Annotated in this window: 22 protein-coding genes and 1 pseudogene; 10 read left to right on the forward strand and 13 right to left on the reverse strand. The window is 72.1% G+C overall.

Annotated features, from left to right (window positions below; all coding sequences use genetic code 11):
• Positions 1-1,348: acyl-CoA dehydrogenase family protein (locus tag B0E54_RS29490; RefSeq protein WP_234590328.1), on the reverse strand; the 1,348-nt coding region annotated here is incomplete at its 3' end.
• A 119-nt stretch (positions 1,349-1,467) separates the two neighbouring features.
• Between B0E54_RS29490 and B0E54_RS29495 the strand changes: the two genes are divergently transcribed.
• Together B0E54_RS29495 and B0E54_RS29500 are read left to right on the forward strand one after the other, a co-directional pair.
• Complete coding sequence (locus B0E54_RS29495) at positions 1,468-2,046, forward strand: NTP transferase domain-containing protein (protein WP_234590331.1); 579 nt, start codon at positions 1,468-1,470, stop codon at positions 2,044-2,046.
• A gap of 9 nt (positions 2,047-2,055) precedes the next feature.
• Complete coding sequence (locus B0E54_RS29500; RefSeq protein ID WP_234590344.1) at positions 2,056-2,517, forward strand: HNH endonuclease; 462 nt, start codon at positions 2,056-2,058, stop codon at positions 2,515-2,517.
• 18 nt (positions 2,518-2,535) lie between these two features.
• Here B0E54_RS29500 and B0E54_RS29505 read toward each other — a convergent pair whose 3' ends face one another.
• From B0E54_RS29505 to B0E54_RS29530, 6 genes are all read right to left on the reverse strand, one after another.
• Complete coding sequence (locus B0E54_RS29505; RefSeq protein WP_234590346.1) at positions 2,536-2,985, reverse strand: HIT family protein; 450 nt, start codon at positions 2,983-2,985, stop codon at positions 2,536-2,538.
• Between the two features lie 170 nt (positions 2,986-3,155).
• Positions 3,156-4,391, reverse strand: a complete 1,236-nt coding sequence (locus B0E54_RS29510; RefSeq protein WP_234590348.1) for an RNA polymerase sigma factor — start codon at positions 4,389-4,391, stop codon at positions 3,156-3,158.
• Complete coding sequence (locus B0E54_RS29515; protein WP_234590350.1) at positions 4,388-4,711, reverse strand: YciI family protein; 324 nt, start codon at positions 4,709-4,711, stop codon at positions 4,388-4,390. Before B0E54_RS29515 ends, B0E54_RS29510 begins: the two co-directional genes overlap by 4 nt.
• Positions 4,712-4,764: 53 nt before the next feature.
• Positions 4,765-5,358, reverse strand: coding sequence for a dihydrofolate reductase family protein (locus tag B0E54_RS29520; RefSeq protein WP_234590352.1), 594 nt, complete (start codon positions 5,356-5,358; stop codon positions 4,765-4,767).
• Between the two features lie 232 nt (positions 5,359-5,590).
• Positions 5,591-6,622 (reverse strand): NAD(P)-dependent alcohol dehydrogenase, encoded by a 1,032-nt coding sequence (locus tag B0E54_RS29525; RefSeq protein ID WP_234590354.1) that lies wholly within the window; start codon positions 6,620-6,622, stop codon positions 5,591-5,593.
• Between the two features lie 5 nt (positions 6,623-6,627).
• Positions 6,628-7,050: a hypothetical protein gene (locus tag B0E54_RS29530; protein WP_234590357.1), complete on the reverse strand. Its 423-nt coding sequence runs from the start codon at positions 7,048-7,050 to the stop codon at positions 6,628-6,630.
• Between the two features lie 117 nt (positions 7,051-7,167).
• Between B0E54_RS29530 and B0E54_RS29535 the strand changes: the two genes are divergently transcribed.
• The 3 genes from B0E54_RS29535 to B0E54_RS29545 all read left to right on the forward strand — a co-directional run bounded on the left by B0E54_RS29535 (position 7,168) and on the right by B0E54_RS29545 (position 9,706).
• Complete coding sequence (locus tag B0E54_RS29535; protein ID WP_234590359.1) at positions 7,168-7,971, forward strand: helix-turn-helix domain-containing protein; 804 nt, start codon at positions 7,168-7,170, stop codon at positions 7,969-7,971.
• Positions 7,972-8,282: 311 nt separating this feature from the next.
• A complete protein-coding gene (locus tag B0E54_RS29540) occupies positions 8,283-8,990 on the forward strand; it encodes an AraC family transcriptional regulator (protein WP_234590371.1) in 708 nt (235 codons plus the stop codon).
• A gap of 56 nt (positions 8,991-9,046) precedes the next feature.
• Positions 9,047-9,706, forward strand: a complete 660-nt coding sequence (locus tag B0E54_RS29545) for a dihydrofolate reductase family protein (RefSeq protein ID WP_234590373.1) — start codon at positions 9,047-9,049, stop codon at positions 9,704-9,706.
• 63 nt (positions 9,707-9,769) lie between these two features.
• Here B0E54_RS29545 and rox read toward each other — a convergent pair whose 3' ends face one another.
• Positions 9,770-11,194 (reverse strand): rifampin monooxygenase, encoded by a 1,425-nt coding sequence (gene rox, locus B0E54_RS29550; RefSeq protein WP_234590407.1) that lies wholly within the window; start codon positions 11,192-11,194, stop codon positions 9,770-9,772.
• Positions 11,195-11,497: 303 nt separating this feature from the next.
• Between rox and B0E54_RS29555 the strand changes: the two genes are divergently transcribed.
• Positions 11,498-11,947 (forward strand): hypothetical protein, encoded by a 450-nt coding sequence (locus tag B0E54_RS29555; RefSeq protein ID WP_234590410.1) that lies wholly within the window; start codon positions 11,498-11,500, stop codon positions 11,945-11,947.
• 38 nt (positions 11,948-11,985) lie between these two features.
• On the opposite strand, the gene B0E54_RS29560 is transcribed toward B0E54_RS29555, so the two are convergent.
• Positions 11,986-12,972 (reverse strand): helix-turn-helix domain-containing protein, encoded by a 987-nt coding sequence (locus B0E54_RS29560; protein ID WP_234590386.1) that lies wholly within the window; start codon positions 12,970-12,972, stop codon positions 11,986-11,988.
• A gap of 88 nt (positions 12,973-13,060) precedes the next feature.
• Between B0E54_RS29560 and B0E54_RS29565 the strand changes: the two genes are divergently transcribed.
• Positions 13,061-13,627 (forward strand): maleylpyruvate isomerase N-terminal domain-containing protein, encoded by a 567-nt coding sequence (locus B0E54_RS29565; protein WP_234590388.1) that lies wholly within the window; start codon positions 13,061-13,063, stop codon positions 13,625-13,627.
• A 7-nt stretch (positions 13,628-13,634) separates the two neighbouring features.
• Here the strand turns inward: B0E54_RS29565 and B0E54_RS29570 are convergent, their stop codons facing one another.
• Entirely contained in the window at positions 13,635-14,135 is a 501-nt protein-coding gene (locus B0E54_RS29570) for a DUF1992 domain-containing protein (RefSeq protein ID WP_234590391.1), read from the reverse strand.
• A gap of 211 nt (positions 14,136-14,346) precedes the next feature.
• On the opposite strand from B0E54_RS29570, the gene B0E54_RS29575 reads away from it, so the two are divergent.
• Positions 14,347-14,997 carry a LysE family translocator gene (locus B0E54_RS29575; protein WP_234590393.1) on the forward strand — a complete coding sequence of 217 codons (651 nt, stop codon included), beginning with the start codon at positions 14,347-14,349 and terminating at the stop codon, positions 14,995-14,997.
• Positions 14,998-15,005: 8 nt separating this feature from the next.
• Here B0E54_RS29575 and B0E54_RS29580 read toward each other — a convergent pair whose 3' ends face one another.
• From B0E54_RS29580 to B0E54_RS29590, 3 genes are read right to left on the reverse strand one after another with little or no spacing between them, the layout of a single operon-like run.
• On the reverse strand, positions 15,006-15,824 hold the full coding sequence (locus B0E54_RS29580) for an SDR family oxidoreductase (protein WP_234590396.1): 819 nt from the start codon (positions 15,822-15,824) through the stop codon (positions 15,006-15,008).
• A complete protein-coding gene (locus B0E54_RS29585; protein ID WP_234590398.1) occupies positions 15,821-17,146 on the reverse strand; it encodes an NAD(P)/FAD-dependent oxidoreductase in 1,326 nt (441 codons plus the stop codon). The genes B0E54_RS29580 and B0E54_RS29585 overlap by 4 nt, the downstream gene beginning before the upstream one ends.
• 56 nt (positions 17,147-17,202) lie before the next feature.
• The gene (locus tag B0E54_RS29590) at positions 17,203-17,850 is read right to left on the reverse strand and encodes a TetR/AcrR family transcriptional regulator (RefSeq protein WP_234590402.1); all 648 of its coding nucleotides are present in this window, start codon (positions 17,848-17,850) and stop codon (positions 17,203-17,205) included.
• A 57-nt stretch (positions 17,851-17,907) separates the two neighbouring features.
• Here B0E54_RS29590 and B0E54_RS29595 point away from each other — a divergent pair, with 57 nt between their 5' ends.
• Both B0E54_RS29595 and B0E54_RS29600 read left to right on the forward strand, forming a co-directional pair.
• Positions 17,908-19,278, forward strand: a complete 1,371-nt coding sequence (locus tag B0E54_RS29595; RefSeq protein WP_234590404.1) for an MFS transporter — start codon at positions 17,908-17,910, stop codon at positions 19,276-19,278.
• 26 nt (positions 19,279-19,304) lie between these two features.
• Positions 19,305-19,716 (forward strand): annotated as a pseudogene (locus B0E54_RS29600) (hypothetical protein); the annotation flags it as partial.

Here is a 19,716-nt window from a genome sequence, read left to right on the forward strand (position 1 = left end):
GCCCGACCAGGTCGACCAGGCGGGTGAACAGCACGCCGAGCGCGGCCACCCCCGGACGACAGGTGCGCGCGGCGAGCGTCGCGGCGCGGGCCGCCGGTCCCGGCGCGTACGGCCGCAGTCGCAGCCGCGCGGCCCGCACCAGCGGTTGCGGCGTCCCGGAGTACGCCTCGGCCAGCACCGGATAGCCGTCACCGGAGCGGTCGGAGCCGGCGGCGAAGCGTTCCAACCGCCACTGCAACTGGTCCAGCAGGATGTGGCGGGTGCCGTCGAACACGCCGTAGAGCAGCACGTCACGGACCCGCGCGGCGTACCCGAACTCCTCGACGAGGGCCCGTGAGCCCAGCACCGCGCGGCCCTCGGTGACGGCCTGCTCGGCCAGCTCGCAGCAGGCGTACTTGGCCACCGCGGCGGCGTACGCGGCGGCTGGCCCGAGCGCGTTGATGAGGAAGGTGGCCTTCACGGCGGTCGCCGCGACCAGCACGTCGAGGGCCGCCGCCCGCACGAGGTGTTCGGCGATCGCGCCGAGGTGCACGATCGGTTCGCCGTAGACGTCGCGCTCGCGGGCGTACCGCACGGCCGCAGCGAGCGCCCCGCTGGCGGCGCCGGAGGCGAGTGAGCCGATTCCACCGCGCGACAGCGCCAGGGTCAGTTGCAGGATGGTCAGCCCGTCGCCCGGCGTACCGATCGGTTGGGCCGGGGTGCCGGCGAACCGTACGCCGGAGATGTCGGCGGCAACGGCGGGCAGCGTCCGCCACCGGGGCAGGGCCGTCACCGTGTCGTCGCGTTCGGCCAGGAACAGGCCGAAGCGGTCGGTGTCGGCGAGCCGGGCCAGGGTGATCAGCAGGTCGTGCCAGGTGCCGCCGTTGATGAGGTGCTTCTCCCCGGTCAGCCGGTATCCGCCGTCGACCGCGTCGGCGCGGGTGCCGGTGCGGGCCAGGTTGCTGCCGTGCTCCAGCTCGGTGAGCAGCATGGCGGCGGCGCCTCCGCCGCGCAGCACCGCGCCGGCCCGGTCACGCTGCTGCGGTGTGCCGGCGATGCAGAGCGGCAGCAGGGCCAGCGCGTTGACCCCGAGCGTGATGGCGAGGCTTCCGCTGTGCCGCGCGGCCTGCGCGTTGAGGGCGTTGACGTGCACGGCGGTGGCGCTGGCGGGGTCGTACACGGCGGCGACGCCGATCTCCCGCAGGTCGGCGAGGACGTCGTCCGGTGGGGTGCGCCCCGCGTCGGCCGCCGCGAGCCGGCGCGCGGTGTCGGGGTGATCCAGGTGTCGGGCGATGGCCGGCAGCGGGTCGAGCTGGGCCATCGGCAGGGGGCAGAGTCGTTGCCACGCCGACGTCTCGTCCGGTGTCATCCGGCACCTCACCGTAAATACGTGACAGCAGATACGAGATGCATGCTAGCGGTCCCGGCCGGTGGGTTTCACCCCCTGAAGCTCATCCCGCTCGCCACCGGGCTGACTACGCTCGGCCCATGGTGACGGCGGGACTGCTCCTCGCGGCCGGCGGCGGGCGTCGACTCGGCATGCCGAAGGCCCTGCTGCCGTACCGGGGGCGACTGCTGGTGGACCACGCGGCGGCGATCCTCACGGCCGCCGGCTGCCAGCCGGTCGTGGTGGTGCTCGGCGCGCAGGCCGACGAGGTGCGCTCCCGGACGCGACTGCCCGGCGTGGTCCTCAACGACGACTGGGCGACTGGCATGGGCTCATCCCTGCGGGCCGGGCTGTCCGCCGTGGCGGCCAGCCCGGCCGTGGCAGTCGTGGTCACCCTGGTCGACATGCCAGGCCTCACCCCCGAGGCGGTACGCCGTGTCGCCCTCGACGCCACCGTCGACTCCCTCGCCGTGGCCACCTATGCGGACGGTAGGCGCGGGCATCCGGTGCTGCTCGGCCGACAGCACTGGGCCGGCGTGGCAGAGGCGGCCACCGGAGACCGGGGCGCGCGGGACTACCTGCGGGCACAGGGCGAGAGGGTACGACTGGTCCCCTGCGCCGACATCGCCGACGACACCGACGTGGACCTGCCCGAACAGGCGGCCCGCCTCCCCGGCTAGGGTGACGGTGTGCTCAGCGGGGTCAAGGGTCTGTCCCGACACTTCACCGAGGACAGTCTGCGGGACTATCTGCTGGCGCGGTCGGTCCGCCAGGCCGACGGCTGCCTGATCATCCGCGGCTACGGCTCCCAGCGCGGCGCGTACCAGAAGGTCGCCGGCCGCGCCTGGGCGCACATCGCGGCGTACGCCGTCTTCGTCGGCGGGTACGACCCGCACCTGGAGGTCGACCACCTCTGCCCCGCGCGGGACTGCGTCGAGCCCACCCATCTGCGGCAGGTCAGCCACGCCGACAACTGCCGCACGCGAGCGCAGACGCCGACCTGCCGCAACGGGCACGAGCGCGAACTCGACGGGTCGACGGGCCGGTACCGCCGCACGTGCCGCGCCTGCAATCGGGACAGCCAGCGCCGCTGGCGCGAGCGCCAGGCCGCCGAGGCCGCTCAGGCCCGCTCGGGGTACGTCCCACGGTAGGCCTTCGTCACCCGCTCCTCATCCGGCCGGGTCGAGCTGTGCGCGCAGAGCTGCGGCGATGTCATCCTGCCGCGCCTGGTCGAGACGGTCACCCTCGGCGGCGTTCAGGTAGCCGAAGACCCTAGGTCCGCGGCGATCGTCCGGAAGATCGGGCATCCGTGGCACCACGTGAAAGTGCACGTGGGCGAAGCCTTCCTTCTCGGCGAGCTGGATGACGTAGGTCTTCGCGCATCCCGTCACGGCGTGCAGGGCGCGCGACAGCCGGACCTGCCACGTGCCGAGGCTGGCCGCTTCGGCGTCGGACAGCGCGGCGATCGCCGTCACGTGTCGGCGCGGGACGAGCACCAGCCAGCCGGGCAAGGCCGAGTCGAGCGCGTGGGCGACCCGCCAGTGCTCGTCAGCAGCGACGAGTTCACGGACGGGCAGGGTGTCGATCTGCCGGTTCTGGTCACAGGTGTAGCAGTCCACACTCGAACACTAATGCCCCGGCCTCCTGCGGTTGATGCCTTATCCAGGTGGGCACCCGTGCGGCAGCCCGGACGGTCCACGTCGATGAATAGCGGGCCGATCCGAGTCAAGAGCAGGTCCCTGGACGCCGTGCAGGAGTTGCTGCTCCGGACGGTCCGGGATTCGTGGCGCTACCGCAGTTGGTCGCGGCGGCGGGCCAGGTTGGCGGTCTGGGCGGTGTTGCCGGCGAGCTCGATGGCCTTGTCGTAGGCCGCGCGTGACTGCTCACTGTGGCCCAGCCGGCGCAGCAGGTCGGCGCGGGTCGCATGGTAGGCGTGATAGCCGGCCAGCTTGTCCTCAAGACGGTCGACGGCCGCCAGCGCCACCTCCGGTCCGTCGAGCTCGGCGACCGCGATGGCCCGGTTGAGGGCGACGATCGGCGAGGAGTCGAGGTGGACGAGTTGGTCATAGAGGGCGATGACCTGCGACCAGTCGGTGTCGCGGATGTCGCGGGCGGAGGTGTGCACGGCGTTGATCGCGGCGAGGATCTGGTAACGGCCCGGAGCCACCCCGGCGGCGGCAGCGGCGAGGCGTTCGCGCACGAGCCGGTGGCCCTCGGCGATCAGCGCCTCGTCCCAGGCCCCACGGTCCTGCTGGTCGAGGGTGACCAGTTCGCCGCTGGCCGAGACCCGAGCGGTGCGGCGGGCCTCGGTGAGCAGCATCAGCCCCAGCAGCCCGGCCACCTCACCGTCCTGCGGCAGCAGAGCGCGGATCAGGCGGGTGAGCCGGATCGCCTCGGCGGTCAGGTCGTGACGGACGGGATCGGTGTCGGGGCCGGTCGCGAGGTAGCCCTCGTTGAAGACGAGATACAGCACGGCGAGTACGCCGGAGACGCGTCCCGGAAGATCCTCCGCGGACGGCACCCGATACGGGATCCGAGCCGCCTTGATCTTGGCTTTGGCGCGGGTGATTCGCTGTTCCACGGTGGTCGCCGGCACCAGGAAGGCGCGGGCGATCTCGGGCACGGTCAGGCCACCGAGCATGCGCAGGGTCAGCGCCACGCGGGCTTCCATCGCCAGCGCCGGGTGACAGCAGGTGAAAATCAGCCGCAGCCGGTCGTCGTCGATGGCGCCGAGAGGCTCGGCTGGGGAGTTGTCGTACACCATCTGAGCCTCCTTGTGTTTGTCGTCGCGCTTGTTCTCGCGCCGGATCCGGTCGATGGCCTTGCGCACGGCGGTGGTGGTCAGCCAGGCGCCGGGGTTGGGAGGTACGCCGTCGGCCGGCCACCGCTGCACGGCGCTCGCGAACGCCTCGGCCGCTGCCTCCTCGGCGATGTCGAGGTCACCGAACCGTCGGGTCAGCGAGGCGACCACCCGGGCCCACTCGTCATGGTGGACCCGGGTGATCGCCTCCTCGACGTCGCTCACAGGAACGGCCGCACCTCGACCTTGCGATCGCAGACCTTCGACGCCTCGGTGGCGAGCTTGAGCGCCACATCCAGATCGGGGGCCTCCCACACCCAGACGCCGGCGAGGTACTCCTTCGACTCCACGAAAGGCCCGTCGCTGAACACCGCGTGCTCGCCCCGGTTGTCGATGACGGTGGCCGCGGTCGTGTCCGCGAGCCCGCCCGCGAAAACCCAGTAGCCCTCGGCGATCAGTCGTTCGTTGAACGCGCTGATGGCAGGCTGCCGGTCCGTGCTACCGGGATTGCTCTTGTCGTCGATCACGGAAACCAGATACTGCATCTGAAGATCATCTCCTGTGGTGTCCGGACAGCTGGTTCGGTGGTACGGGGACTTCAGGCCGTTGCATACCGCGGGCGACCGGCCGGCCGGTAGACCTGGATCGACACGCCCTTCGTGTCGACCCGAGACTCGACCAGGTCGAGCGCAAGATCCGGACCGGTCTCCGGGAACAGTCTCGCGCCCTGGCCGACGATCACCGGGATCACGATCAGAGTCATCTCGTCGACCAGATCGTTCGCCAGCAGCCACCGGATCAGGGCGCCACTGCCGTGCACCTGCAGTTCACCCCCGGGCTTGGCCTTCAGCTCGTTGATGGCCGCCGCGAGGTCACCGCCGAGTACGGTCGTGTCCTCCCAACGCGGCGCGGTGAGCGTGGACGAGGCAACGTACTTGGGGGCCTCCTTCAGGGCCACGCCGATGGGATGTGCGCGCATCTGCCCGACCGATCCCCAGGAGCTGGCGAACAACTCGTAGGTGCGCCGGCCGAACAGGAACGCTTCGGCGCGCTGGTAGGTCTGCGTGATGAACGTCCTGGTCCCGTCGTCACCCGCCCCCCGGGCCCACCCGCCGCGCTCGAATCCGTTCCTGCGGTCATCCGACGAGGCGCCGTTTCCCTGCATCACTCCATCGAGGGTGACCTGGGTCATGGTCGTCAGCTTCATGATCGCGGTTCCTTCACCTTGGCGCCGCCCCTCGCGGGCGGCCTCACTCGTGCCACGAACACCACCGCCCCGATCCGACACCCCTTCCCGGACTTTTTTGAAGAATTTCCGGGACGCCGGTCGTCAGCACTCCGACGACACGACAGTTTCGCGGCAGCTCCGCTCCGCCTCCTCGCCGACGAGCGTGCGTGGCGGATTGCGCCGCCACGCACGCCGGTCATCGGATTTCGATGATGACCTTTCCGAACGGCCTGGCCGATTCGTAGTACCGGAACGCCGCCCCGACTTCCTCGAAGGGGAACACCAGGTCGATGACGGGCCGAACCTGGTGCGCGGCGATGATCTCGTTCAGCTGGGTGAACTGCGCGCGACTTCCGACTGCCAACGCCCGGACCGTCGCGGCGACACCGAACAGCAGGCGAGGGTCGAGTGGTGGCAAGTCTCCGGACAGGGACCCGACGAACGCGACATGCCCGTTGACGGCAAGCGACTTCAGTGACTGCTCCAGTGTTCCGGCAGTGTCGACGACCCGGTCGACCCCTCGCCCGCCGGTGATGTCGCGGACCGCGTTGTGCCAGTCGGGAACGGCGCGATAGTTGACGACCTCGTCGGCGCCCAGGTCACGAAGGCGCTGCTCCTTCTCCGCCCGGCCGGTCGTGGCGATCACTCGCGCGCCGCGAAGTGTGGCCAGTTGTACCGCGAACAGTGATACGCCGCCCGAGCCGGTCGTCAGTACCGTGTGCTTCGGTTGGATCCCCGGACCGTCCCCGGTCAGCGCGTTCCACGCCGTGACTGCGGCGCACGGCAACGTCGCGGCCTCGGCGTAGGAGAGGTGTTCAGGGATCGGGACCAGGGCTTGCTCCGGCAGGACGGCGAGTTCGGTGAGCATGCCGTCGAGGGAGCCTCCCAGTTGTGGCAGTAATGACGGTTTCAGGGGACCGTCCAGCCAGTGCGGAAACAGCGCGGCGGTCACCCGGTCCCCCGGTCGCACCCGCTGAACACCTGGGCCCACGGCGATGACCCGCCCGGCACCGTCGGAGACGGGGACGACGTCCGGTCTGACCGGCAGCACATACTGCCCACGCAGCACCAGCAGATCGCGGAAGCTGAGCGAGACGGCGTGGACCGCGACTGCGACCTCACCGATACCCGGCGTGCGCGGTTCGTGGCTGCGCAGCGACAGTCCATCGATGCCGTCGCCGCTGGTGACGTGATAGCTGCGCACGGACGGGGGCAGCGTCGCAGTCATCGCCGTCATCCCTCGATGAACTGGTAGTCGCTGACGATGCGCCCGTCCGCGCCGAGCACGAGGATCTCCAGCCCGACACCGGCCACGTCGCCACCGTCGCGCGGCACCATCTCCCAGCGAAACTTGACCATGTCGTGGAGCCGCTCGGCGTCCCCGCGGGAGCGGAACACGAAAGTGCCCGGGGCGACGAACTCCTCGTACGCGCGCCGCACCCGCACCTCCAGTTCGTCATGCCCGCGCGCCTGCAAGACGAGACGATCGAACCCCAGGCCCTCGGCGGCATGTCGCATCTCTTGAGGCGGCTGCAGGACATGGATCCCGTCGGTGGACCAGAGCTCGCGAACGGCCGCGCGGCGATGGTCCGGGTCCGGTTCGCTCCACACCGCGACGTAGCGGTCGGTGAGGTTCTTCAGGTCGATGTCAGTCATGGTGATCTTTCGGGTCGTGGATGATCGTTGCGACCACGACTGTTCTGCGCCCGACGCGCCGCGACAATTCCCTGGAGGGAATCGCCAACCGGTCGCGGCACCCGGTACACAGGTAAAGTGATCACCGAATCCGCGAGCGGCGGACTCGCGGCCGCGTTGCGCACATGGCGCACCCGGCGACGCGTCAGCCAACTCGAACTGGCAGTGCGCGCCGGCACCACGCAACGGCACGTCAGCTTCATCGAGAGCGGACGCTCGACCCCCGGCCGGGCGATGATCATACGGCTGGCCGAGTCGCTGACCGTGCCGATCCGCGAACGCAACGAACTGCTCCTCGCCGCAGGATTCGCGCCCGCGTACCCACAGACCGACCTGGATGATCCCCAGTTGGCGCCGGTCCGGACCGCCCTTGAGCGCGTCCTGCACGGCCACCTGCCGTACCCGGCTGTGATCGTCGACCGGCACGGCGACCTCATCTCCGCCAACGCCGGCTTCCACATGATCACCGGCGGAGTGGACCCACACCTGCTCACCCCACCCGTGAGCGTCCCCCGAGTCCTGCTGCATCCCCGCGGCCTCGCACCCCGCATCGTCAACCTCGACGAATGGGCCTGGCACGTCATCGACAGCGTCCAGGCCGAAAGCGTCCGCAACCCCAGTGACCGGCTCCAGCGCCTCGCCGAGGAACTCGTCGACCTGGTACCCCCTCGGCCACGGCAACTCTCGCCACACCACCTCGGGTTCGCGGTGCCGCTGCACCTGCGCACGAGCAGCGCGGACAGTCAAGAACTGCGGCTCATCACCACACTCACCCACTTCGGTACCGCCACCGACGTCACCATCGCCGAGCTGCGACTGGAAGCATTCCTACCTGCCGACGAAGCGACCAGCGCCGCACTGACCGATCTCGTCACGTGGTGAGCACCATCCGCTCATGCCGCCCTACGTACGCCCTGGTTCGTCATAGCCGGTGATGGGCTCCGCACTGATCTGCCGTGCGGCTGGCACTCAACACGATGCTGGCCAGCAGCCGCGATCCCGCGCGTACACCATCCTGCCGCCTTACGCACAATAACTGTCATTATGGTGCGGGCACGGTATGCCCTTTTTGTGGGGGTGAATTAAAGGATTATCGTTATCGGTAAACCATAAATACGCGCCGACCGGCCGGCTGCTCGCTCCTCTACGCTCAGGAGCCGACGACGCCAGGACGCGATGGAGGGGCCTTGGGCTTGCGATTCGAGCATCGCGACACCGATGCGGACGCGGGCATCGTCGACCGTGTGTGGCGTACGCGCAGCGGTGCCGCCGACACGATGACGTCGACGGCGCGCACGTGCAGCCACCTGATCATCACGCGGACGCAGGGGCGTGTCCTCGCCAGTCTGCGCGGACCGGAGACACGGGCGACGACCGCGCCGGTTCCGCCGGACGCCGAGTTCCTCGGGATCCGACTCACGCTCGGCGCCGTCCTTCGGCCGCATCCCGCGGCCTCGATCGTCGACGGTTACGTGCCCTTCCCGGCGACGGACTCGGGTCGGGTGGTCATCGGCGGCGAGGACTGGGAAGCGCCGACGTACGACAACGTCGAGCAGTTCGTCCGGTGCCTGCGCCACGCAGGGCTGCTGGTGCCGTCGCCTTTGCAGAGTGAACAGCCCGATGGTCACCGGTCAACGCGGACCCTCCAGCGGCAGCACCGCGCGATCACCGGCCTGTCGCGGACCGCCGTGACCCAGATCGATCGTGCGAGTGCCGCGGCCACCATGCTGCGCGACGGTCTCGACTGGTGCGGGGTCGTCGAGGCGCTGGGGTACTTCGACCAGGCTCACCTGGCACATGCGCTGCGGCGCTACGTCGGGCGCACCGCGCGAGGCCTGCGGGCGGGCGACGACGCGACGATGTCGTTCCTGTACAAGACCGGCCTGCGGCCGGGCAGCTAGCCTCCGTCTGCCGTCACCCCCGGCGGCTGTCCCCGACCGGAATGCGGAGGAGAACCGTGCTTCTCAGTGTCAACGTTTTCGTCAGCCTCGACGGAGTCATGCAGGGGCCGGGAGCTCCCGACGAGGACCGCTCGGGCGGCTTCGACCGTGGCGGCTGGCTCGTCCCCCATGCATCCACGCACACCAACGAGGTCGTCGAGGGCTGGTTCCGTGCGGCCGACGCGTTCCTCTTCGGCCGCACGAGCTACGGCCTGCTCGGCGGGTACTGGCCGAAGGTCACCGAGCCCGGCAACCTGATCGCCACCAAACTGAACAGTCTGCCGAAGTACGTCGTCAGCGAGACGCTGACCGACGAGGAGGCCCATTGGAGTCCGACGACGATCCTGCGCACCGGCATCGTCGACGCCGTGCGCCGGCTCAAGGAGCTTCCGGGAGGCGAGCTCCAGGTCCACGGCAGTTGGAGGCTCGTGCAGGCGCTGCACCAGGCCGGACTTGTCGACCTCTATCGGTTGCTGCAGTACCCGGTCGTCGTCGGAACCGGGAAACGCCTGTTCCCGGACGGATCGGCGCCCGCGACGTTCGCGGCCTCTGACCAGAGCGCGCGCGTGCTGCCCGGCGGCGTTGTCTCACTGACCCTGACGCCCACGGCCCTCGGCGTGATCTCCGCGGGCACGTACACCGTGGACGACGGGCGCTCGACGCCAGTCCTGGACTGACGCCGAGCGCCCGACCCCGCCGCCGCGTGGCGCGACGCCGGTCTTCCGCCAGAGTCGGCGACTCTAGTCGGCGGGCCTGCCGAACCAGCGCGACAGGTGGTCGTCCAGGTCCTGCTGGTCGTCGCCGATCCAGGCGACGTGACCGTCGGGGCGCATCAGCAGTGCCGGAACGTCCAGATCCGCGGTCGGGTCCGCGAGGTGGTCGACCCGGTCTGACCAGCCGCCGACGCTGAGGCGTTCGGTGCGGTCCAACAGCAGGCCACGGCCCCGGTGCAGCTGGGCATAGAGGTTGCCGTGCCGCAGCTGGACGTCGCGCAGGCGGCGGCCGAGCGGGTCGGGGCCGTCGCCGATGTCGTAGCGGATCGCGACCCCGGTGATCTTGTCGAGGAGATGGCGGTTCACCTCGTCGAAGTCCATGAGTTCGGTGAACAGCCGGCGTACGGCCCGCGCGCCCGGTTCGCTGGACAGCAGCTCGGTCTGGGCGCGGGTGTTGTCCAGCACGTCCGCGGCGACCGGATGACGTTCGGCGTGATAGCTGTCCAGCAGTGTGTCCGGCGCCCAGCCACGCAGCTGCGCGGCCAGCTTCCAGCCGAGGTTGACCGCGTCCTGGACACCCAGGTTGAGGCCCTGCCCGCCGATGGGCGGGTGGATGTGGGCGGCGTCGCCGGCCAGCAGCACCCGCCCGACCCGATACCGCTCGGCCAGCCGGGTGGCGTCGCCGAAGCGGGACATCCAGCGCGGGGAGTGCACGCCGAAATCGGTTCCGGCCACGGCCCGCAGTTGGTGTCTGAAGTCCTCAAGGGTGGGCGGTTGCGCACGGTCGCTGACGCCCGCCGCGGGAACCACGACACTGTAGACGCCGACACCCACGGGACGGACCCAGAATCGGTGCTGGGTCTCGCGGATCGTGGCCACCGCGGCGGCGATCTCCTCGGACGGCACACCCACTTCCATCTCGCCCATCAGCGTGTCGTTGCGCGCGGGCTCGCCGGGAAAGCCGACGCCCAGGAGTTTGCGCACCGCGCTGCGCGCGCCGTCACAACCGACGAGGTAGCGCGTCCGCAGCTGTTGCCCGTCGGACAGCTCGACTGTCACACAGTCGTCGTCCTGCGCGAGACCGGTGACCGCCCGGCCGCGCCGGACCTGCGCGCCCAGGGCGATCGCGTGTTCTTCGAGCAGACGTTCGATGACCGGCTGCCGGATGCCCAGCAGATAGTCGTACGTGGAGTCCAGCCCGGTGGGCGCGGGTTTGTTGATGGCGGCGAAGAAGCCGGCGGCCGGACGCCTGCGCCCATGGTCGAGCAGCCGGGAAAGCAGGCCGCGCATCGCCATCAGCTCAAGGCTGCGGATGTGCAGGCCGACGATACGGACGGCCGACGGCGGTTCGGTCTCCTTCTCCAGGACGAGGACCCGCACGTCGTGCAGGCGCAGTTCGGCGGCGAGCATCGCACCTGTCGGCCCGCAGCCGACGATGATCACATCGAAGATGCCAGTGGTGGGTTCGGCGGTGACGCAGGAGGGCACAGAAGTGGCCTTTCGGGAGTGCCTTGTGGTCAGAGGCGCTCCCGGCGACGTCTACGTCAGTCGCCCAACCGTGACGGCAGGGGGAGCACCCACATCGAACGAGCGTTCATGGGTCTCACCTCCTCGGGCGGTGTCGCGGTCACCTGCAAGCTACAAGCCGTACCTGACCGCGTCCAGTTCTTTGAACCGCGTCGCCCGCTTGACCCTCGACCCGGTCGAGGCCCCAGCATCGGCGACGTGAACGACCAGCCGACACCCGATCCGACCATGACCCGCATCATCGAGGCGGTGCAGCTCGGCCATACCGGCGCACCCGCCCAGGCCCGTGAGCTGCTCACCGCGCTGTGGGACGAGATCGGCCCCGCCGGTGACGCCCTGCACCGTTGCACCCTGGCCCACCACCTCGCCGACCTGCAGGACACCCTCGATGCGGAGCTGAGGTGGGACGAACGGGCCCTGGCCGCGGTGTCCGCGCTGACCGACGAACGCGTCAAGCGGCACCTGCCCTCGCTCCAGGTGCAGGCGTTCCTGCCGTCGCTGTACCTCAACCTCGCCGACTGCCACCGGCGGCTGGGCAATCCCGGTCCGGCCCGGGAGTACCTGGCCCGAGCCCGCGAACACCTGGCACCGTTACCGGACGACCCGTACGGCGAGAGCATCCGCGCCGCTGTCCGTGACTTCGTGGCGGACGACCCGACCGATCGTCGGCGACGCTAGCCGCCCACCGGCGGTGCGTAGGAAGGCTGCGGAGTGGGTCACTGTTCCCGGCGCAGCATGGCCATCCGGTACGCCTGGGGTGAACGTCCGTAGTGGGCACGAAAGAGCCGGCTGAAGTGCGCCTTGTCGGTGAACCCCCAGCGTGCGGCGATGACGTGGACCGGATGCCGCAGGTGCAGCGGGTTGCCGAGATCCCGCCGGCACCGCTCCAGGCGCTTGGCGCGGATGAGCTCGGCGGCAGTCGTCGCCTCCGCTTCGAACAGGCGGTGCAGCGATCGCAGCGAGATGTGGTGGGCGGCGGCGACGCTGCGCGGGTTGAGCTCGGCGCTACCCAGGTGGCGGTCGATGAAGTCCACGACGCGGGCACGCAACGCGGTGTGCCGGGTCTCCGGCGAGAGGGTGTCCTCGGTGTCGAGGTGCTGAGCGAGGGTGGCGGCGAGCAGGTCCAGCGCCACGCCGCCCAGCATCTCGGCCTGCGCTGCCTCGTACTGCTCCGGATGCGCGGCGATGCTCCGCAGATGGTGGACCAACAGCCCGGCGACGCCGAGGTGCGACGGCACCGGCGTGGCCTGCAGACGGCGCAGCCGGTCCGGCGGCAACGGCAGCGCCGAGTAGGGGATCTGCACGGTGATCGTCGTGGCGAGACCGGGGCCGTCCGTATGGTGCCGGGCGATGTACGGGCGCGCGGTGTCCAGCAGGGTGAACTGGCTGGCGGCGACGAGCGTGGTCTCGGTGCGGTCCTGGACCAGGGTGCTGCGACCCGTCAGTGGCAGCGTGAGCTGGTAGATGTCCGCCTCCGCTCGGCGGACCAGGCCCGCGGGCCGGGTGGCGTGCAGCGAGGGGTACCGCAGCGAGGTCAACCTGATGCGGCCGAGGTCGATGGCCTGGGCGTACGCGACGAAGTCGTCCAGCCGTGCGCTGGTGATGTGTACGGGCACCGTCTCCTGGGCGACCAGGGCGTACCAGAACTCGAACCGGTCCGCCGGCGGCAGTATGGTCGTGTCCACCACCAGGTTGGGCAACATGTTGACCGCCTCCCCCCGATCGCGAGGATGGATTCTTGCACGCATCGACCCTTCACGGGGTTGGCCGCCGGGGCCACGATTGTCAGCGGTGACCGGCGCCGACCTGCGCGAGGCGGCCGACGAGATGACGCGGGCGCTGACGCCGCACCGCGACCGCGACTGGTCGGTGCCCGCCGGCACGCTGACGTGGAGCTGCTGGACCACCGCGGCGCACATCGCGCATGACCTGCTCGCGTACGCCGGTCAGGTCACCGGCCTCGCCCAGGACGGCTACCTGCCGTACGACCTGCGGGTCTCCCCCACCGCGGACCCGGCGCGGGTGCTCCACGTGGCGCGCGCCTGCGCGGAGCTGCTCGCCGTCGCCGTCGACGCCGCCACACCGGACGCGCGGGCCTGGCACTTCGGCCCCTGCGACCCGGCCGGCTTCGCCGCGATGGGGGTGGCCGAGACGTTGCTGCACACCTACGACATCACCGTCGGCCTCGGTGTGCCGTGGCAGCCGTCGCCGCGACTGTGCGCGCTGGTGCTGCGGCGCCTCTTTCCGGACGCCCCGGCCGGCGTCGCGCCCGACGTGCTGCTGTGGCTGACCGGTCGCGGTGAGCTGCCCGGGCACCCACGGCGCACGTCCTGGGTCTGGCGCGCGGCGCTGGACTGATCCGTTCTCAGCCCCGGCGGCGCCAGCGCAGCCACCAGCTCCGGCGGGCCCGGCGGGCCGGCGCGATGGCCGGGCCGGTGACGGTCGCCGCCGGGTCGGTGCCGGTGGCCGTTGCCTCGGGTCGGGTGCGCTCGGCACGCCAGCGACGCACGACCTCGTCGGCGTTCACCGGCCGCACGGCCACCCGGGGCCCCTCGGGGTTGCGCAGCCAGGCGACGATCTGCGTGTTGAGCTGCCCCACGAAGTCCCGCACGGACTGCTCGGTGGGCAGGTCACGGACCTCGTCGGGGACCTGCTCGATGCGTCGGCGCAGTTGCAGCGGGGTGGGCAGCAGCAGGTCGCTGGGCAGCTTCTCGCGCTCCAGGAAACTCTTGATCCACCACGACTCGTCGTACGCGGTTCCGCGCCCGGGGATCGGCTTGCCCATGCCGGGCAGGTTGTCGAACTCGCCGCGTTGCACGGCTCCCCGGATCTGCGCCTCCACGGCCGCGTCCCACGCCTCGGTCACCTGCGGCACCTCCCCTGGTCACCGTAACGCGCCGCCTCCGGCCGGCGACACACGTGCCACAGGTCAGCGCGTTCACGCGGGTGGTCATTCCCGGGAGGCGGTTTGCGCCCGCGTGACCGATTCGCAGGCCACCATCGGTCGGGTGGTCCTGGGCCGCGCTCGTCGGCCGGTCTAGGTTCTGCTTCAGGCGACGGCGAACGGGGGCAACGTCATGATCGGCATGGGTGCGCTGGTGGGTATCGCCCTGGTGGCGCTGGGGCTGGTGCTCACGCCCGGCCCGAACATGGTCTACCTGGTCTCCCGCTCGGTCGCGCAGGGCCGCCGCGCCGGGCTGATCTCGCTGCTCGGGGTGGCGGCCGGGTTCGGCGTCTACCTGGCCACCGCGGTCGCCGGCCTGGCCGCCGTGTTCGTCCTGGTCCCGACGCTGTACGCGGTGGTGAAGCTGGCCGGCGCCGGCTACCTGCTGTGGCTGGCGTGGCGCACGCTGCGCCCGGGCGGCGGGTCGCCGTTCACGCCCGCGCCGCTGCCACCGGACCCGCCGCGACGGCTGTTCACCATGGGCCTGGTCACCAACCTGCTCAACCCGAAGATCGCCATCCTGTACGTGTCGCTGCTGCCCCAGTTCGTCGACCCGGCGCGGGGGCACGTGGCCGCGCAGAGCCTCCTGCTGGGCCTGACCCAGATCACCGTCGCGCTGAGCGTCAACGCGCTGATCGTGCTCAGCGCCGGCACCCTCGCGGGGTTCTTCGCCCGCCGGCCGGTGTGGCTGCGGGTGCAGCGCTGGGTGACTGGCACGGCCCTGGCCGCGCTGGCCGTGCGCATCGCCACCGACCGTTCCCGCGCCGCGGTCGCCACCCCCTGATCCGGCGGTCACCGCCCCCGGTGGCGGCGCAGCATCCCGGCGGCCAGCGGCGCGGCGTCCAGGTCACCGGCGGCGAGCCGGGCGGCGAGGGTACGGCGTACCAGCCGGTCGGCGAGCGCGGGCGCGTGCCGGCCGACGGCCATCTCCAGCCGCCCGCGTCGGGTGGTCGCCACGTCCCGGGGCGCCCGCCGGGCGGTGGCGGCGCGCAGGATCGCCGCGACGACACCCTCGACGGGCTCCGGGCGGGACACTCCCCGCAGGGACAGCCCGGCCTCGGCGGTGCTGTCGTGGATCGGTGAGGCCACCATGCTCGGGTAGACCACGCTCACTCCGACGTGGGTGCCCACCTCGTGGCGCAGCGCGTCGGCGTACGCGACGAGGGCCCGTTTGCTGACCCCGTACGCGGCGGCGAGCGGCAGCGGCAGCACCGCCATCCGGCTGGCCACGAAGATCACCCGGCCGCGGGCGGCGAGCAGCGGGGGCAGCGCGGCGGCGGTGGTGCGCCACGCGGCGAGCAGGTTGACCTCCAACTGCTGGCGGACCACCTCGTCGGGGGGCAGCTCGGCCGGGGCGGGACCACCGACCCCGGCGTTGTTGATCAGCAGGTCGAGCCCGCCGAGCCGTTCGACGGCCGCGTGCACCGCGGCGGGGACGGCGGCCGGGTCGGTCAGGTCGCAGCCGAGCACCGGCAGGTCGTCGTCGCCTCCCGCGCGCAGGTCGAGCCCGACCACCCGGGCGCCGGCGGCGGTCAGCGCGGCGCCGAGGTGCCGGCCGAAGGTGCCGCTCGCGCCGGTGACGAGGACCCGTCGGCCGCTCAGGCCCGTCACCGGCCCGCTCCGGCCGGGCGGACGCGGCGGGCGCCGGAGGCCAGTTCCCGGGTCAGCTCGGCCAGGTAGGCGTCGAAGTCCACCCGCATCGCCGGGCGGCGGTGGCCCCAGCGGGCCGTCGCCGCCCGCAGCTCGGCCCGGCTGAAGGCCCGCTGCCGCTCCGGCTCCGGCAGCACGTACCGGCCGGCGAGCTGCGCGGCGATCAGCTTGGCTTGCGCCTCGACCAGGGGGAACGCGGACCCGGTGGACTGCATCAGCCCGACGAACATCAGCCCGGGGGCGTCCGGGTGGAACACGTGCCGGTACAGCGCCAGGGTGTCGGCGCCGCCGCCGAGCAGCTCGGGGTCGAGGAACCCGATCTCCACCCGGTAGCCGGTGCACCAGACGATCAGGTCGACCTCGTCGGTACGGCCGTCGGTGAACTCGACCCGGTCGCCGTGCAGGGCGGCGACGCCGGGGCGGGCTTCGACGTCGCCGTGGGTCAGCCGGGACAGCAGCCCGTCGGAGAGCGTCGGGTGGTCCTGCAGGAAGCCGTGCGTGGGCGCGGGGAGCCCGTAGCGGGCGGGGCTGCCGACGGTGGCGGTGAGCATCGTCTGGCTGATGCGCTGGCGCAGTCGCCACGGCAGCCGGCGGGCCAGCGCGCCGTTGAGGGTGTCCGACGGGCGGCCCAGCAGGTACTTGGGCACCACCCAGACGCCTCGGCGCAGCGACAGCAGGGTCCGCTCGGCGGCGTACGAGGCGTCCACCGCGATGTCCATCGCCGAGTTGCCGCCCCCGACGACCAGGACGCGTTTCCCGGTCAACTGCTCGGGGCCCCGGTAGTCGTGGCTGTGCAGCTGCTCGGCCGTGCTGGCGCCGGGGTACGGCGGGTCGGGCAGCCGGGGCGTCCGGTTGTGGCCGTTGGCGACGACCACCGCCTCGACGGCGACCTCGACCGGCCCGTCCGGCCCGCTGGCGGCGACCGTCCACGTGCCGTCGGGTTGCCGGGTGACCCGCTCGACGGTGTGCCGCAGGCGGATGGCGTCGTGCAGCCCGAACCGGTCGGCGTAGTCGGCCAGGTAGCCGGCGACCCGCGTGTGGTCCGGGTAGTCGGGCCAGTCGGCGGGCATCGGGTGGTCGGCGAACTCGGTGCGGCCGCGGCTGGTGTTCAGGTGCAGCGTGCGGTACGCGGGCGAGTCGGGTGCCCCGTACACCCAGAGGCCGCCGACCTGGTCGGTGGCCTCGAAGCAGACCACCGCGATGGCCGCGTCGCGCAGTGCCTTGACGGCGGCGAGCCCGGCCGCGCCGGCGCCGATCACCGCAACCCTGGGTGGTGCCTGCATCGCTGCCCCCAATTAATCCAACGTCCGATGGATAATCGTCGGGTGGCGGCGGCCCGTCAAGGGCCCGGCGGTCCGTAGAGCCCGTCCAGGAGGCGGTGCACGAACGCCCGGAACTCGCGCCGTTCCCGCGCGCCCGGCGTGCCCGCGGCGAGCGCCACGACGTGCCCGTGCGTCGCCCAGACCAGGCTGCGCACGGTGATGTGCGGGGTCGGCTCGGCCAGCGCGCCGGCGTCCGCCGCGGCGGTCAGCAGCTCGGCCACCAGCCGGTACAGCGGCTCGGCGTAGCGCTCGTCCAGCTCGGCGTGCCGCTGCGGCTCCAACCAGCGCCGCAGCCACAGCGCGGTGGTCTCCGGGTGGTCCTCGAGGAAGTCCACGAACGCGTCCACCAGGTCGTGCAGCGCCCGCCGCGCCGCGCCCGGCCCGGAGTCCAGGGCCGCGCGGGCCCGCGCGGCGGCCTCGGTGAGGACCTCCCGCTCGACCGCGAACACCCGCGCGAAGCAGGCCTCGTACAGCGCGGCCTTCGGTCCCGTGTGGTGGGCGACCGTCGCGACGTCCACCCCGGCGGCCGCGGCGACCTCCCGCAGCCCGACGGCGTCGAAGCCGCGCTCGGCGAACAGCGCGGTGGCGGCGGTGAGCACCACCTCGCGGGTTGGTCGGGTCTCGTCGCGCCGGGGCCGGCCCGGACGGCGTCGGGGCATGGTCATGACCGCCATTCTGCCCCTACAATCCGGCAACTGTTGGATTGCGGAGAGGATGCGGCGATGACGGGGCTCGACCGGCGGCCCGCGGCCGCCACCGACACGACACTGCCCCGCGGCCCCCTGGCCGGCTTCGCGGCCGGCTCGCTCGGCATGGGCATCTGGGTGACCGTGCCGGGCCTGCTGCTGCTCTACTTCCTCACCGACGTGCTGGCCGTCGGGCCGTGGCTGGCCGGCCTCGCGCTGCTGCTGCCCAAGATCGCCGACGTGCTGCTGCACCCCTGGGTGGGGCACCGCGCCGACGTCGCGCAGGCCCGCCGGGGCGACCGGCGACGGCTGCTGCTGCTCGGCTGCGCCCTGCCTGTCGCGTTCGCCGCGCTCTTCGCCGTGCCCGGCGGCCTGACCGGCGCTGCGGCCGCCGCGTGGGTGGCGGTGTTCTTCGTCGCCGGCAACCTGCTCTTCGCCGCCTACCAGGTCCCCTACCTGGCCACCCCGGCCGACCTGCGCATCGGCTATGACGAACGCACCCGGCTGATGGCGTTCCGGATGGTCGTGCTGACCCTCGGCATCCTGGCCTCCGGGCTGCTGGCTCCGCTGCTGACCGGCGGGGACGCCGCGACCCGGGGTGGCTACCAGCGCATGGGCGTGGTCCTGGCCGTCGGGATGCTGGCCGCCATGCTCGTCGGCGTGGCCGGCATCGCCCGGTTGCGTGGCGCCGCCGCGAGCACCACGACGGCGGGACACGGCGGGTGGCGGGCGTTGCGCACCGCCCTGCGCGACACGCAGTTCCGCTGGCTCGTCGCCGCGTACCTGGCCATGTCCACGACCACCCACCTGGTCCTGGCCGGGGTGCCCTACTACGCCGAGTACGAGCTGCGCGCCCCCGGCCTGACCACGGTTCTGGTGGCCGCGTTCGTCGCCCCGGCGCTGCTGGTCACCCCCGGCTGGCTGCTTGTGGCCCGCCGGGTCGGCAAGCAGCGGGCGCTGCTCGGCGCGCAGGGCGCGTTCGCGGCCGGATCGCTGGTGCTGGCGGTGGGGCGCCCGGCGGGCCTGCCGGTGCTGGTGGCCGCGGTGGCGGTGCTCGGGGTGGCGTTCGCCGGCATGCAGCTGCTGCCGTTCTCGATGCTGCCCGACGTGATCCGCGCCGCTGCGGCTGACACCGGCGCCGGTGCGGCGACGGGCGCGGGCACCTACACCGGGGTGTGGACGGCCACCGAGGCCACCGGCGCGGCCCTGGGCCCCTACGCGTACGCGCTGTGCCTGGGCGTTGGTGGTTTCGTGGCGTCCACGGCGGGCGAGTCGCCGGTGCAGCCGGACGCGGCGCTCGCGGCGGTCCGCTACGGCTTCGGGCTGCTGCCCGCGGCGGCGATGCTCGCCGCCCTGCTGCTGCAACGCCGCTACACCCTGGACACGACCGCCCGGGCCGCGAGCTGAGCGGCCGGCACTAGACTTCGCGCTCGATGGACGCCCCGCTCACCCCCACCGAAACCCGCCCGTGCGCCCACTGTGGACGACCGGTGCCGCAGCGTGTCGGCGCGGGCCGGCCCTTTCGGTACTGCCGCGACAACGACGGCGCCTGCCAGCGCGCCTCGCGCAACAGCCGCATGCGCCACCGCAACGCGCCCGGCCTGCCCGGTCAGGTGGCCCGCACCTGGGAGGCGGTGGACCGGCTCGACCAGATCGTCGAGACGTTGACCGAGGCGTTGCACGCCGAGCTGTCCCCCGGTGGTGTGCAGCGGCAACTCGCGCAGGCCCGCGCGGAGGCCGCCACCGAGATCGCGGCGGCGCAGACCGAACGCGACGAGGCCCGCGACGACGCCGAGGCGGCGGCGGCCGACGCGGCACGCGCCCGCGAGCAGGCCCGCACGGCCC

This window comes from Micromonospora sp. MH99 (assembly GCF_021442385.1).
In the GTDB taxonomy this organism is placed as follows: Bacteria; Actinomycetota; Actinomycetes; order Mycobacteriales; family Micromonosporaceae; genus Micromonospora.

Coding starts and splice junctions, on each gene's coding strand:
- B0E54_RS29495 (WP_234590331.1), top strand. CDS start 1,468: ATGGTGACGGCGGGACTGCTCCTCGCGGCCGGCGGCGGGCGTCGACTC.
- B0E54_RS29515 (WP_234590350.1), bottom strand. CDS start 4,711: ATGCAGTATCTGGTTTCCGTGATCGACGACAAGAGCAATCCCGGTAGC.
- B0E54_RS29520 (WP_234590352.1), bottom strand. CDS start 5,358: ATGACCCAGGTCACCCTCGATGGAGTGATGCAGGGAAACGGCGCCTCG.
- B0E54_RS29525 (WP_234590354.1), bottom strand. CDS start 6,622: ATGACTGCGACGCTGCCCCCGTCCGTGCGCAGCTATCACGTCACCAGC.
- B0E54_RS29530 (WP_234590357.1), bottom strand. CDS start 7,050: ATGACTGACATCGACCTGAAGAACCTCACCGACCGCTACGTCGCGGTG.
- B0E54_RS29555 (WP_234590410.1), top strand. CDS start 11,498: ATGACCCGCATCATCGAGGCGGTGCAGCTCGGCCATACCGGCGCACCC.
- B0E54_RS29560 (WP_234590386.1), bottom strand. CDS start 12,972: ATGTTGCCCAACCTGGTGGTGGACACGACCATACTGCCGCCGGCGGAC.
- B0E54_RS29575 (WP_234590393.1), top strand. CDS start 14,347: ATGATCGGCATGGGTGCGCTGGTGGGTATCGCCCTGGTGGCGCTGGGG.
- B0E54_RS29585 (WP_234590398.1), bottom strand. CDS start 17,146: ATGCAGGCACCACCCAGGGTTGCGGTGATCGGCGCCGGCGCGGCCGGG.
- B0E54_RS29590 (WP_234590402.1), bottom strand. CDS start 17,850: ATGACCATGCCCCGACGCCGTCCGGGCCGGCCCCGGCGCGACGAGACC.
- B0E54_RS29595 (WP_234590404.1), top strand. CDS start 17,908: ATGACGGGGCTCGACCGGCGGCCCGCGGCCGCCACCGACACGACACTG.